This window comes from Brasilonema bromeliae SPC951, assembly GCF_012912135.1.
In the GTDB taxonomy this organism is placed as follows: Bacteria; Cyanobacteriota; Cyanobacteriia; order Cyanobacteriales; family Nostocaceae; genus Brasilonema; species Brasilonema bromeliae.
Window position 1 is genome coordinate 1 of record NZ_QMEB01000198.1, and the last position, 12,792, is coordinate 12,792.

13 protein-coding genes are annotated in these 12,792 nt (G+C 44.0%); 2 read left to right on the top strand and 11 right to left on the bottom strand.

Going from position 1 to position 12,792, the window contains the following annotated elements; all coding sequences use genetic code 11:
• Positions 1–389 (bottom strand): hypothetical protein (locus DP116_RS21255; protein ID WP_169157065.1); only part of this gene is annotated, 389 nt, incomplete at its 3' end.
• 99 nt (positions 390–488) lie between these two features.
• On the opposite strand from DP116_RS21255, the gene DP116_RS21260 reads away from it, so the two are divergent.
• On the top strand, positions 489–893 hold the full coding sequence (locus DP116_RS21260) for a hypothetical protein (protein ID WP_169157066.1): 405 nt from the start codon (positions 489–491) through the stop codon (positions 891–893).
• A gap of 531 nt (positions 894–1,424) precedes the next feature.
• Here the strand turns inward: DP116_RS21260 and DP116_RS21270 are convergent.
• The 3 genes from DP116_RS21270 to bchB all read right to left on the bottom strand — a co-directional run bounded on the left by DP116_RS21270 (position 1,425) and on the right by bchB (position 5,361).
• Positions 1,425–1,937 carry a cupin domain-containing protein gene (locus tag DP116_RS21270; RefSeq protein WP_169157067.1) on the bottom strand — a complete coding sequence of 171 codons (513 nt, stop codon included), beginning with the start codon at positions 1,935–1,937 and terminating at the stop codon, positions 1,425–1,427.
• A 164-nt stretch (positions 1,938–2,101) separates the two neighbouring features.
• Positions 2,102–3,355: a DUF4336 domain-containing protein gene (locus DP116_RS21275; protein ID WP_169157068.1), complete on the bottom strand. Its 1,254-nt coding sequence runs from the start codon at positions 3,353–3,355 to the stop codon at positions 2,102–2,104.
• Between the two features lie 479 nt (positions 3,356–3,834).
• The gene (gene bchB, locus DP116_RS21280; protein ID WP_169157069.1) at positions 3,835–5,361 is read right to left on the bottom strand and encodes a ferredoxin:protochlorophyllide reductase (ATP-dependent) subunit B; all 1,527 of its coding nucleotides are present in this window, start codon (positions 5,359–5,361) and stop codon (positions 3,835–3,837) included.
• A 114-nt stretch (positions 5,362–5,475) separates the two neighbouring features.
• On the opposite strand from bchB, the gene DP116_RS21285 reads away from it, so the two are divergent.
• Positions 5,476–5,661 (top strand): hypothetical protein, encoded by a 186-nt coding sequence (locus tag DP116_RS21285; protein ID WP_169157070.1) that lies wholly within the window; start codon positions 5,476–5,478, stop codon positions 5,659–5,661.
• A 253-nt stretch (positions 5,662–5,914) separates the two neighbouring features.
• Here the strand turns inward: DP116_RS21285 and DP116_RS21290 are convergent, their stop codons facing one another.
• The 7 genes from DP116_RS21290 to ctaD all read right to left on the bottom strand — a co-directional run bounded on the left by DP116_RS21290 (position 5,915) and on the right by ctaD (position 12,711).
• Complete coding sequence (locus DP116_RS21290; protein WP_169157071.1) at positions 5,915–6,457, bottom strand: tetratricopeptide repeat protein; 543 nt, start codon at positions 6,455–6,457, stop codon at positions 5,915–5,917.
• Between the two features lie 116 nt (positions 6,458–6,573).
• Positions 6,574–7,395 (bottom strand): transporter substrate-binding domain-containing protein, encoded by an 822-nt coding sequence (locus tag DP116_RS21295; protein ID WP_169157072.1) that lies wholly within the window; start codon positions 7,393–7,395, stop codon positions 6,574–6,576.
• 12 nt (positions 7,396–7,407) lie between these two features.
• On the bottom strand, positions 7,408–7,764 hold the full coding sequence (gene rplT, locus DP116_RS21300) for a 50S ribosomal protein L20 (protein WP_169157073.1): 357 nt from the start codon (positions 7,762–7,764) through the stop codon (positions 7,408–7,410).
• Positions 7,765–7,786: 22 nt separating this feature from the next.
• Positions 7,787–7,984 carry a 50S ribosomal protein L35 gene (gene rpmI, locus DP116_RS21305; protein WP_169157074.1) on the bottom strand — a complete coding sequence of 66 codons (198 nt, stop codon included), beginning with the start codon at positions 7,982–7,984 and terminating at the stop codon, positions 7,787–7,789.
• A gap of 162 nt (positions 7,985–8,146) precedes the next feature.
• Positions 8,147–9,721 carry a mechanosensitive ion channel family protein gene (locus DP116_RS21310; RefSeq protein WP_169157075.1) on the bottom strand — a complete coding sequence of 525 codons (1,575 nt, stop codon included), beginning with the start codon at positions 9,719–9,721 and terminating at the stop codon, positions 8,147–8,149.
• Between the two features lie 631 nt (positions 9,722–10,352).
• On the bottom strand, positions 10,353–11,024 hold the full coding sequence (locus tag DP116_RS21315) for a cytochrome c oxidase subunit 3 (protein WP_169157076.1): 672 nt from the start codon (positions 11,022–11,024) through the stop codon (positions 10,353–10,355).
• 25 nt (positions 11,025–11,049) lie between these two features.
• Positions 11,050–12,711, bottom strand: a complete 1,662-nt coding sequence (ctaD, locus tag DP116_RS21320) for a cytochrome c oxidase subunit I (RefSeq protein ID WP_169157077.1) — start codon at positions 12,709–12,711, stop codon at positions 11,050–11,052.
• Positions 12,712–12,792 lie beyond the last annotated feature (81 nt).

Consider the following 12,792-nt stretch of genomic DNA (forward strand, 5'->3'; position numbering starts at 1 on the left):
AGTTCTGACGATGAATGTAGAATCCCCTCGCCTTTAGGCAGGGGAGTGTCAAAAATAGTTCCCTGTGTGTCAATGCGACCGAAATCAAAGCTTACCTTGAGCAGTGTAACCCCAATAACTAGAAGGATAGGAATAACCCAGAATACTCTGTGCTTCCGATAGAGGTAAAAGCACAATCCAGGCGGTACCAAGGCAATAATTAGCCAAATCAAAGGTCGAAGCCAAAGTACAATTCGACTGGGCCACTCACTTGCTTCCAGCGTCCACATCACAAACTGAAAGTCCATTAATAACCATAACCAGAACAGACTAATGAACCAAATAGTGATAGACACAATCCACAGTCCAAAGAAAAGAAATTTTGCAGAATAACGATTAGATGAAGTCATAGTCTCCCTCAATGGTGATGGCGGCGGATGCCGTAGCTAAGTTTGAACTACGCTAAAATAAAGACGGTTTAATCAAGGCATGGGTAGGGAATTGAACTAATGACAACACAGACACTAACTCTTCAAATCCCAGAAATACTTTATCAGCGTTTAGTCAACACTGCCCACGCGCAACGTCGCCCGATTGAAGAGGTAATTGTTCATGCTTTACAGGTGGGTAGTCCTCCGGAATGGGATGATGTACCAGAGGAATTTCAAGCTGACCTCGCGGCTTTAGATAAACTAGATGACAATAGCTTGTGGCAAATAGTCCGCAGTTGCAAAACAGCAGACCAAATGGAGCGATACAACTTTCTGCTCTTGCGTAACTCTAGTGGTAATATTACAGATGCAGAACAATTGGAACTAATAAAACTGCGTCACGAAGCTGACCGTTTTATCCTATGCAAAGCCCAAGCTGCTGTGTTACTCCGTTGGCGAGGACATCATGTGCCGACTCCTTAAATCAGTTATCAGTTATCAGTTATCAGTTACCAGGCGGGCTGGTGGGGGATGCGCTCCCCGCCACCAACGCCTTCCACCAATTGGTGGGGGACGTAAGACCCAAGGATTTAACTGATAACTGTTTACTGTTCACTGTTCACTGTTCACTGGGGAAACAACACCTCTATTTAATCCGCGTACACAGAGATGGTCTGAGCATTTTACTTGGAGTTCTGATGCTACAAAAGTTGAAGGTTTAACTACTATTGGTAGGGCTACAATTGTTTGCCTGCGAATGAATAATCCAGTAATAGTTGTTGCCCGACGACGTTGGACAATTATTGGCTGGCATCCTCCTGATGATTGACTAGAATAGAATTTAGGCGTAGGGTGCGCTAATTAGGAGTGGGATCTGCTATGGACTCACAGAAGTTGACAGCGGATAGAGTAGCTAATGTTTTATACCTTCTCTTTAAGTATTTCAGCGCTTGTTTATAATTAAGCACCCAAGACAATTATTGTGGAAGGATTGAGCCTAAAGTTGCGGCAATTTCATCTGTTTTCAGGATTGGTTAAAATAGCTTTTGGTTGATTAGCATCAAATAGAGAAGCAGACAATAGAATAATCGGTTTGTTTGTTTGGTTTTCTCCATAATGAACCATTCCAGCAGGTTCAATTAAAGAATCTCCTACTGTAAGCTGTATAGTTTTCCCTTTTTGAAGAATCAATTGTGTGCCATTAGCTTTCGTTACTTTAGCCTCTCCTTGCACAACAGTATAAGTTAAAGTTCCCGCCTCTACTCGTTCAATCTGCATTCCCGGATGAATATGAGTAGGGAGTTTTGTTCTTGGTGCGATTGTATAGCGTACAAGCTCAAGAATCTGCTTTTGATCTTGAGTCGGATAACCACTCGCTAAAACTTCACGGCTAACAGATTGAGTGTAAGTATTGGGTGAGGGGCTTTCTTGGCTGTTAACAACTACACTGCCAAAAGCCAGGATAGCTAAGGGGAGAATCACAGACGCTTTTGTGATCTTAAAAGTTTTTTGTTGGGGTAATTTCATAAATATTAATTTTCCTTAACATCTCTGATACAAATGGCACTAAGGTAAGCTGAAACACTTGTGGTTTAAGCAGTTTGCAATTGCTTACGTAATTCATGCCGGGGTTTCGTTTGATTCGGGCGTAACTATAGTTTTGTGTTTTTTCATTTTTATAGATGTATCAATCAAACTTTCTCTTTAGCTGGTGTGGCGATTCCGCGCCGAACCAGATTTGCCTCAAGTTCCTTGATGAATCTAAAGTCTTCCTCCACCAGAGGCTGACTTGAGCTGCCAAATGAGTTCTCACTTCCCAAGGGTTTCTTCTCAAGAAAAGCAAAGGCCCGCCGGAATTCATGTGGAACAGCCTCAATTGGCGAGTCAAAGTGACAGGAAATAATTCGCCCAAAATCCCAAGTTGCAACTTTGTCAGCCCAGTGGAGTACTTGTCTCGGTGCTTGGGGAAGAATGAGGATTTGCAAAATTGGTGCTACAAATGGACGCCCATGTCCTCGTAGGGTATCAAATGACTGCTTCCAGTTCTGTTTCCATCGAAACGGAAACAAACCAAAGTACGCCTTTGGTGAGTGGTTTGGTGCTTGAAAAGTATCGCGAAATGTCTGCACCAGTCCAGTGACCTCCAAGGCACTTGGACGAAAGTAAATTGCAAATAAACATATCCGTTGCCATCCCTTGCGGCGGTTTGCTTCATTATCCTCAATGACTTCAAAGGTATTGTCTCTAGCGTGAAACAGCAAGGGATATGGATCTAATTGGATGATAGCTGGTGGTTCTTCTGGCAGAGATAGGACAGAGTCGGTTACGAGTAGGGTGCGCGATTGCCTGTGAAAAACCGCAACTTCCGCAAAAGAACCCCGTCCCAAGTTGATGTCCAACACTGCATAGTCAAACTCATCAGCAAAGGGCGCTTGTCTGCTGTCCTCTGGAAGCACTTGAGTTCGTTTTTGGGGAAAGCCAAGCCAACTTAACGGCAGGTTAAACGGCAAACTCCACTGATGCGGGGCAACAAAAACCTGTGCACTGGGAAAGCGTCTGGCAAAAGGACCAACGAAAACTTTGTGCTCCAAACCAGAACTCGTTGGCAGAATGATATACTTAACTTCACCATGAACAGCCACCAACTCGTTCACCAAGCGCACACACTCAGTCGTCGGAGCAACAGGCGCATAGACAAGTAGACCCCCTGCCCAGAGCTTTACGACGGTCATACGAATCGGTACGATAGTGTAGAGGATGCCTTGAAGTTGATCGAATGTCCAGATAGTGTCCTTAACTATTTCTCTACACAGTGTCCGTCGCCTACCGTAGGGGTAGAGTGGTACAACAGGCCAAAAGGACCATGACCAATCTTTCGGATTGGTGCTTGGATCCATCCATTCCTCTTGCGGCTGTAACCTTGAGTGAGGTTCCTGTGAGTTCATCGTCGCTCGACCTCAGAAGTGCTCCTTTTCAATTTCTAACATTGGAAAGGTTGTTGTTGATGTTGGAAGAAGTTATTGAGGACAAAATATAGCGATTCTTACTTGCATACTACACACACGCACGCGGTAGGGGCACGGCATTGCCCATACGTGTCAACTTAACGTTCAAGCCTTAATTCCACGTTGATTTAACCTCACCCCCCTTCGGGTTCACCAGTCGCCTCTGTCGGGAAAGCCGTCATTCGCGCTGGATTCACCGTAAAGCTACGCTTAACGTCCCCTCTCCTTAGTAAGGAGAGGGGCGGTTTTGGCGTAAGACAAAACCGGGGTGAGGTAGAGCGACAATTGTGGGCAAGTAGAATAAAGCATCTCGGTAACCTAAGAACAAGAGTTTCAGCTTAAGTTGACACCAATGGGCTAGCCTTTACCCCTACAAATAACGTGTATTGTACCCAATTGAGAACTCGCGCTTTTAAAAACTATGCACCCACAGCTTCTTTCGCAGCGTACATCACTTCCAGAGTAATTTGACTGAAATTGCGATCGCGAGCAAATTTCTCGGTGTTGCGCTTGACTTTACCACGTACAAAGCCAGGAACCTTGTTCAATTCTGCTTGAGCTTCTTTAGTCCATGCCAAATCGGAATCAGCAGAAATGCCCTTGGTAATAACTTCCTTGGTATCATGTCCGCCAAAGATTTCCAAGAGGTGGTCTTCCATTCCCAAGGTGAAGGAATTATAAACCAAATCTGCAATTTGATTTGTCCCTTCGTAACCCATGAATGGTTTGTAACCAATGGGGAAGTTCTGGATGTGAATGGGTGCTGCAATCACACCGCAGGGGATATCCAAGCGTTTACCAACGTGGCGTTCCATTTGGGTACCGAAGATAGCAGAGGGTTCGACGCGGGCGATCGCATCCCCAATTGCACCATGATCCTCGGTGATCAGCACTTCATCACAATACTCGCTCACCTGCTGGCTGAACCACTCCGCATCGTACTTGCAGTAAGTTCCAGCCCAGACAACGTGAATGCCCATTTCTCGTGCCAGAATCTTAGTCATAGCAGCGGCGTGAGTGCTATCACCAAACACAACGGCTTTCTTACCAGTCAAGTTTTGACAGTCAATCGAACGAGAAAACCATGCAGCTTGTGATACATACAGAGTTTGCTGGTTGATAAACTCTTCGTAATCAACATCCGCTCCTTGAGCATTAATTATCTGCTGAATTTTACGGATACAACGAGCAGTTTCTACGACACCCATTGGTGTAATATCTACGGTTGGGATTCCGAATTGTTCTTCAAGGTAACGAGCTGCCATAACACCAAGTTCCCGGTAAGGGACAAGGTTAAACCAGGCGCGGGGCAGGTTCTTCAACTCGTGAACGGAAGCACCTTCTGGAATCACAGCATTCACCTCAATACCCAAGTCAGCCATCAACCGCTTGAGTTCTGTGCAGTCGTGCTGGTTATGGAAACCGAGGGTAGAAATACCGATGATGTTGACAGAAGGCTTTTCGGTTTTGCCTTCAGGCAGTTGACCTTTCTTGCGGGCTTTTTCGATGTAGTATTGGACGATTTGTTGGAGAGTGCGATCGGCGGCTTGGAGTTCATTAACGCGGTAGTGGTTCACATCCGCCAGCAGCACATCGGCTTTTGCTTCCAGAGATGCTCTTTCCACAAAGTTTGCTAAGTCTTCTTGCAAAATGCTGGAAGTGCAGGTGGGAGTTAACACAATCAAATCTGGGTGTTCTTCCGCGTCTTTGCGGGTGATATTGTCCACCACTTTTTCTTGTGAACCGCGTGCCAAAACGTTGCGATCAACGACACTGGCTGTCACTGGCGTGAAGTTCCTCTCCCGTTCTAGCATGGAACGCATAACGTTGAAGTAGTCATCACCCAAGGGCGCGTGCATAATAGCATGAACATTTTTAAAGGAACTGGCAACCCGCAGAGTTCCAATGTGGGCCGGACCTGCATACATCCAGTAAGCCAATTTCATCTTTAGTGTTCTCCCTTTTATTGAAACGAACTATATCCGATAATAGGTGGACGTATAGCGTGCTTGTTTTTTTAAACCGTTTCTGATTTTCGCAGAACTTGTAGCCCCTAAGAAATGAGATTTAACAGAATTGTAATAGAGGTGCGATCGCCCGTATATGCCCAGAGGGGTTTCTTGAAGGAAACCCCTCTCCCCAAATCTCCGATTTGGGGCAACCAAGCGTTCGCGCAGCGTGTCCTCTGGACTCAGCTTGGTTGGGGCATAGGGCGCGCTACGCGATCGCTGAAACCTCCTTACTAATTAGGATTGGGCTTCTGACTTAAACAACATTTATGTTGTCAAAGTGATACGAATCTTAACTTTTAGGGAAATTTCTTATAACTAGGGACTGTGGCTGTAAGCCAGATATTTTGAGCAAACACCTACTTGATTGTTATCGAACAGTTTTTACGGCTATTGATGGATGTTTGCCTCTACGAAAGGTAATATTGGAGAGGTTTTGCCTCCCCAAGCTATTCCCAAGCAAAGCGCGGGAACGAGAAATACTCGTAAATCATGCAGATACTAAGCGCCGCAAAGAGTCAGAACGGCGTTTTGCCGTGGTGTTAGTTGGCTGAAGTTTCAGTGCTTCTTCATAAGCTTGCAGGGCTTGAGCATTTAATTTTTTCCGCTCGTATGCATGACCAAGATTATTTAGCCCTACCACATAATCAGGTTTGATTTTGAGGGCTTCTTTATACTGACGAATGGCGATGTCATACTGTTCTTGAGCAAAGTAAGCATAGCCTAATCCATTGTAAATATAGGCTAGTTCCTGTTGTTCTTCTTCACCATCAACTCTATCTTCTTCAGCGGCTTTGAGAGCTTTTTGAAAGAGAGTTACCGCCTGGGAAAATAGTTTTTTCTCAGAATAAATACTGGCTAACTCGTAATATTCTTGAGTGGTACCGCTTTCTTTGGTCAGTTTTTTTCGCAACCTTGACATAGAACCTTCAACTCTACGACTTTTGAAGACCTGGCGGAAAATACTGACAACTGCAATTAAGAGCAGACCCACTAAAACTGACAGATAAATAGTTGCTAGATTGCGATCCATTGTCTTTAGTAAAAGTTTCTTCTTATCTATATATCAGCTTATATGAAACAATGAAAATTATGAATTATGAATACTAAAAAATTTCATTTCTAATTTCTAACTGAGAAATTTCTAATTTAGCGTAATCCCCAATATGTAGCGCGTTGCTTAAGCCACCCAGAATTAATATAACGGGCAATGGCTTGGTTAACCTGTCTTCGTAATGGATCGTACTGCAATCCCTTGGGCATGACGACACATAACGGTTGGGTTGATAGCTTAGTTGACAGTAAGCGATATTGGGGATATTGTTGCACCCAACCACTTAAAATACTAGCATCTGCGGCAAAGGCATCAGCTGCGTTATTTTCTAACAGTGCGAACGCTGCTTGATAAGAATTTACTCCCACTAATTCGGCATTTGGTATATAATAGCGCACATCGGCAATGGTGCTGGAATTGTTGAGGACGGCAACTTTCCGTTTTGCCAAATCACTCAGTCGTTGAAATGATGTGCTTTTTGTGACTAATACAGTGCCATCAAAGTAGTAAGGAACACTGAAGCTTACTAAACGAGAACGTGAGGCAGTTGCTGTGACTCTGGCGATCGCCAGATCAACTTTATGATCCAAGACTGCGGATAGGCGATCGCCATTGGCTACAGGTTGTAATTTCACCGCATCTGCTTTGCCCACTAAGTCTACTGCCAATGCCTTCGCTAAATCAATTTCTAAGCCTTGTAAGTTACCGTTTGTATCTCTAAATCCTAACGGACGCAAGTTATCTTTGACGGCAATCCTGATATAGCCCCGCCGCTGAATTTCGGGCATTTCTGCGGCAGATGCTGATAATTGTGTATCTGCTATGACAAGGGAAAAAGTTAAGAGGAAAAAAATGGCAGCGGATATGAGCAGATGTAACCGACAAGCTGCTTTCCATCTGTTACATCCGATATCCATCTGTTTCCACCTTTATCCTTTAGATTGACTTGCCAATTCAGCGACTTTACCGAAGCTTGCTGGATCGAGGACTGCTAATTGTGCCAACATTTTGCGGTTGAGTTGGACATCAGCTTTTTTCAGATTCCCGATCAGCTGGCTGTAACTCATTCCATGTTGGCGTGCTGCAGCGTTGATGCGGGTGATCCAGAGGCGGCGGAAATCGCGTTTGCGTTTTTTGCGATCGGCATAGGCGTTCCGCAGCGCCTTCATGACTCTTTGATTCGCCGTTCTAAACAGAGTTGAGTGAGAACCGCGAAAACCTTTGGCGAGTTTGAGAATTTTTTTGCGGCGTTTGCGAGCAACATTACCGCGTTTTACCCGTGTCATATTGTTTTAGTTCCTGAACAAATTACAAATAAGGGAGCATGAGGCGCACGTTTTCGGCATCGCGCTCATCGACAACTGCCATTTTCGACATGTCACGTTTCTTATTGGAGGTTTTGTGCTGTAGCAGGTGGTTTTTGAACGCTTTGCGACGTACAATTTTACCGCTACCTGTAGCGCGGAATCTCTTTGCCGCAGCTTTACGGGTTTTGAGTTTAGGCATGGGCTGGCTTTGATTGGACACAATCCATCATTATAAACTAAGAATTTTGAAACGAACGGCATCAGGCGCTGGGAAACGTTTTTTGCAAAATTGGGATATTTCGGTACTGCCAACTCAACTAAAATTACGATTGTTTACAGCTGTTTTCTGCTTTGGTGGGCATCAATCCTTGGAAAAACCACAAAGTTCAATTTCTTCCTGGCTAAAGGTTTCCTTTAAGATCTTGCGCAGAACACGCTGGATATGAATGTGTTTTCCAGGTTTGACCTTCGTCAGCGTCAGAAGCAACAGGTTATGCTCCCCAAAATGTTCTATTCCAGCGACTCGCGTGGGTTCGAGAACATCGTGCTCATCCGCCTTTAACTGCTGTCCTACCTTCTCAACGACCCTGTAGACATGATCTAAATTGGAGTCATAGGAAACGCTAACTTCCACCCTTGCATATATATACTGCTTAGAGTAGTTGATAATTGATCCAATATCCCCATTGCGAATAATCTGTAATTGACCATCAGGATGTCGGACATGAGTTGTTCTCAACTCAATCGCCTCTACCATTCCCTGAACATTTCTCTCTTCCACTTTCCCAACTTCGACATAGTCACCCACCAAGTAATAGTTTTCAAACAGAATCAAAAATCCACAAACAACATCATTAATGAGGTTTTGTGCCCCAAGACCAACTGCTATACCCACAATCCCTGCACCTGCTAAGATAGGCGCAGGATCAATGCCAATAAGCTTGAGTATAGTCACTCCAGCAGTGAAGTAGATGAAATATTTCGTGAAACTCCGCATTAAGGGAATAAGCGTCAGCCGTTTCTGACGGTTTGAGTCATCTGAATCTGTAGTTCTTAGGTAGAACTCATCAAGGATAAAGTAAGCGACTTCAATCAAAACATTGCTGATAAAGAAAATCCCAATAATTTGAACAATTTTGGGGGTATAAGCACTTATCCAAGCGATAAACTCTATTTCTGGAACAACGAGGTTTACTATGCCGACATAAAGGACGTATTCCAAACATTTTTTGAAGAGTGGAATTAGATGGCGTAAACGCTCGTAGAAACGCAGCAGATTGTTAGAACTGGAGTATTTAAGACTAAGGGCATCAAGAGTATCAACGATAGTAGCAACAGCTTTGACAATGAGTAAACCAACTGTGACGATGATATAGATTTTTAAGGCAATGTAAAGATATTTTGAAACGACTTCTGGGAGGTAGAAAAATTTAGCGCATAGAATAGCAGATGATATCCAAATAGTATTAGTGATAGTTTGTTTTAAAACCTTAAAAAAAGCTTCAGTACTCTCATCATTAGCCTTGATTTGATCAGCTTTCTTGGCGTAATCACAAACCCAGTCTACACCCCGCTGTAATGGTGGTATGCTAAACTTAACCAGCATCAGCAGGCTCACACTTTTCAAGCTCGCCGTCAAGAAATTGAGCCAAAATTGAGTTGGAATACTGCGAACTAAGTTAAGTTGGAATTCCTTGACGTTTCCGCCTCGATAAATGATCACCCCATTCATAGCAATCAGCGCCAAACACAGCACCACACAAATCAAAATCAAAAGTCTGCTGATATTTCGGCGCAGGAAGGTGATATTCGCAGTTCTCCCTTGAAGCCAAGAAACCTTATTAAACTGCCTGAAGATTATTCCAATCAGCAAGTTAAATAGGGAAAAAATGAGTATTAAAAAGACGACTTCAGCCAGGATAATTAGTATATTCATCTTTTGAGCATCAATGTCAAACAATTGAGATAGTGTGATTAATATTATCAACTGAAGCCAGCCCTGCCAAGATTAAGTACTTACGCCAAAGACTGCAAAAACGCTTTCACAAAAAATATACTTGTTCAAAATCCAATTTACTTTATGCAATTAGTCAAGAACTAGTCGCTAGTCAACTATCGTATTTTGATTGTGACCAGATTTAACAGTTATCAGTCATCAGTTATCAGTCATCAGTCATCAAGCAATTGATAACTGTTCATTGTTCACTGTTTTAACAGCTTCTACCATGATGCTCTCCACAACTAGGGTGTTAAATAAAGCTGTATAGTTGGTGGTTAAAATACGTATTCGACTATGTGTTTTTTTATGATCATATCAGCAACATGACGAGGATGCAAGGACAGATAAGACAGTTAAGCAGTACAGTTAAAAAAAATAATTAGGATAGTTAAGATACTGGACTTTAGACTAAATGAGCTAAATAATACGCTTGGCATGCATGTATTTAACAATACTTTTCACTGAGGGCAGCGATGTTCATACTGCCCCTACGATCGCGATCATCGCCTATTGGGAAAAAACTTTGATAATTATTGTGCTAGATACACTCTACTAGCTATATCCAAGCTTACCAAATATAAAGAAGTGAGAACAGAATAACCCAAATCACATCAACAAAGTGCCAGAACAAAGTTGTTGCACTCACACCAAAGTGACCCTTATTATAGTTACCGCGAATAAAAGAACGAATCACCATCAGTATCTGTAGAAGCACACCCACGAGAACGTGCAAACCGTGGAAGCCAGTCAGCACGTAGAATGTCCCCCCAACAACTCCCGTAGTCAGCCCGAAGTTGAGGTGACTCCACTCAATCGCTTGGGCGATCAAGAAGTAGGTTCCCATAGCTGAAGTGATCAGCCATAACAAACGAAATTTGCGAATTTGACGACGCTTCAGAGCATTTTCTGCCGATTGAATGACTAAGCTACTGGAAAGGAGCACTAATGTGTTAAAAATCGTAAAACTAGATAATTCTGGTCCGGACACACCAGGTGGTAGCCAGTTGGTAGTCGTCAACCGCAGAGCAATGTATGTAAAGAAAAAACTTAAGAAGACGATGCTTTCCGACAGCAGGAAGACGGTGAAACCAAACAACGTTTTGCCATGTTCATCATCAGCTTTTCCCCCACCTATCGGTAGGAACCGGTGCAGCCAAATCGGTAGATATCGCCGCAACTTATAGAAGTGGATAGGACTTTCATCTAATATTTCCTCTAATAAATGAATAGGATTTTCCATGATTGCTTCTTGGATGAAATTGCAGCTATTCTTGGATGACAGCTTCTGGTGTCGGTTCGGATCTATTGTTGTAGTTGTAAGGCGGTTCGTTTACAACTGGAATTTCCTCAAAGTTCTCTGTTGGAGGCGGTGAAGAAGTTTTCCACTCCAGCCCTGTAGCATGCCAAGGATTATCGGATGCTTTAGAGCCTTGTAATAAAGAACCTACCATATTTGCAATAAAGGGTAACGTCGCCATCCCAAGCAAGAACCCCCCAAGGCTGGCGATGACGTTCCATCCTTGATAGCGTGGATCGTAGGAGGAAACTCGACGCAGCATACCTTGTAAACCTACAGCATGCATGGGAAAGAAAGTCAAGTTGGCACCAATGAACGTTAATAAGAAATGCACCTTGCCCCAGCCCTCGGCGTACATCCGCCCAGTTATTTTGGGGAACCAAAAGTAAATCGCGGCAAAGATTGCCATCGTGATGGTGTTGTGGACGATGTAGTGGAAGTGACCCACCACGAAGTAAGTGTTGTTGACGTGAATATCAAATGGCACTGAACTGAGCATGACACCAGTGATACCACCGAAAATAAACATCACCACACCTCCCAAGGCAAACAGCATCGGTGTCAAAAGATGCAGCCTGCCATTCCAGACGGTAGCAGTCCAAGCGAACACTTTAACGCCAGTGGGTACGGCGACCAACATTGAGGAAACCATGAAGAGTATCCGCATCCAGTCGGGTGTGGCACTGGCGAACATATGGTGTACCCAGACGAAAATGCTAACTAAAGCAATTCCAAAGGAGGCGATCGCCACTGACCGATAACCAAACAAAGGATTACGGGAAAACGCCGGAAGAATCTCCGAGAAAATACCGAAAGCTGGTAGCGCCATAACGTAAACCGCTGGATGGGAATAGAACCAAAACAGGTGCTGGTAGATGATTGGATCCCCATTCTGCGACGGTTTGAAGAAGTTTGTCCCGAAACTGAGGTCAAAAAATAGTAGTATCAATGCACCAGTGAGAGAGGGCAGGCAAAAGAGTTGGAGCATTTGAGCACTGAGGACTGTCCAGACGAATATTGGCATACGGAAGAACGTCATCCCTGGGGCGCGCATCCAAACAATGGTGGTGATAAAGTTGACTCCCCCTAAAATTGATGAGATGCCCAGCAGTATGACACTCAAAATCCAAATAAATTCGCCGTTGAGTAACCTACCCGATAAGTTCTGGATACTAATGGGTGGGTAAGACCACCAGCCAGCTTGCGCAGGACCACCAGGCAGCAAGAAACTTGACATTAACAAAAGACCTGCTGGGGGAATGATCCAGAAGGCGATCGCATTCAGGAGTGGAAAAGCCATATCCCTTGCCCCAATCATCAGCGGTACTACGTAGTTGGCAAGACCTGCCATGAACGGGATAATCCACAGGAAGATCATCACCGTGCCGTGTAGCGTAAACAAACCATTATAGAGGGAGCGATCCACCAAATTTGACTCAGGCGTCACCAGTTCGCCACGGATAATCATAGCCAACAGCCCGCCAATCAAAAAGAAAATGAAGGTCGTCACCATGTACTGAACACCGATGACTTTATGGTCTTTGCTGAAGCCCAAGTAGTCCCGCCAGTTTGTATTAGGCTTTTCGGACTCGCCAGCCCTACCCATATCTTCAATAGAGTTATTTGTCATTCAAGACCTTCTTTTCAACTAGGAGGATTCACCAGAACTAAGGGTGTAGGGGTGTAGGGGTGGTTAAAATACGTATTCGAC

Bases quoted from the DNA above. Each gene is read 5' to 3' on its own strand.
- DP116_RS21270 (WP_169157067.1), bottom strand. From the start codon at position 1,937: ATGAAATTACCCCAACAAAAAACTTTTAAGATCACAAAAGCGTCTGTG.
- DP116_RS21260 (WP_169157066.1), top strand. From the start codon at position 489: ATGACAACACAGACACTAACTCTTCAAATCCCAGAAATACTTTATCAG.
- DP116_RS21310 (WP_169157075.1), bottom strand. From the start codon at position 9,721: ATGAATATACTAATTATCCTGGCTGAAGTCGTCTTTTTAATACTCATT.
- rpmI (WP_169157074.1), bottom strand. From the start codon at position 7,984: ATGCCTAAACTCAAAACCCGTAAAGCTGCGGCAAAGAGATTCCGCGCT.
- DP116_RS21285 (WP_169157070.1), top strand. From the start codon at position 5,476: ATGAGATTTAACAGAATTGTAATAGAGGTGCGATCGCCCGTATATGCC.
- DP116_RS21290 (WP_169157071.1), bottom strand. From the start codon at position 6,457: ATGGATCGCAATCTAGCAACTATTTATCTGTCAGTTTTAGTGGGTCTG.
- DP116_RS21275 (WP_169157068.1), bottom strand. From the start codon at position 3,355: ATGAACTCACAGGAACCTCACTCAAGGTTACAGCCGCAAGAGGAATGG.
- ctaD (WP_169157077.1), bottom strand. From the start codon at position 12,711: ATGACAAATAACTCTATTGAAGATATGGGTAGGGCTGGCGAGTCCGAA.
- bchB (WP_169157069.1), bottom strand. From the start codon at position 5,361: ATGAAATTGGCTTACTGGATGTATGCAGGTCCGGCCCACATTGGAACT.
- DP116_RS21295 (WP_169157072.1), bottom strand. From the start codon at position 7,395: ATGGATATCGGATGTAACAGATGGAAAGCAGCTTGTCGGTTACATCTG.
- DP116_RS21315 (WP_169157076.1), bottom strand. From the start codon at position 11,024: ATGGAAAATCCTATTCATTTATTAGAGGAAATATTAGATGAAAGTCCT.
- rplT (WP_169157073.1), bottom strand. From the start codon at position 7,764: ATGACACGGGTAAAACGCGGTAATGTTGCTCGCAAACGCCGCAAAAAA.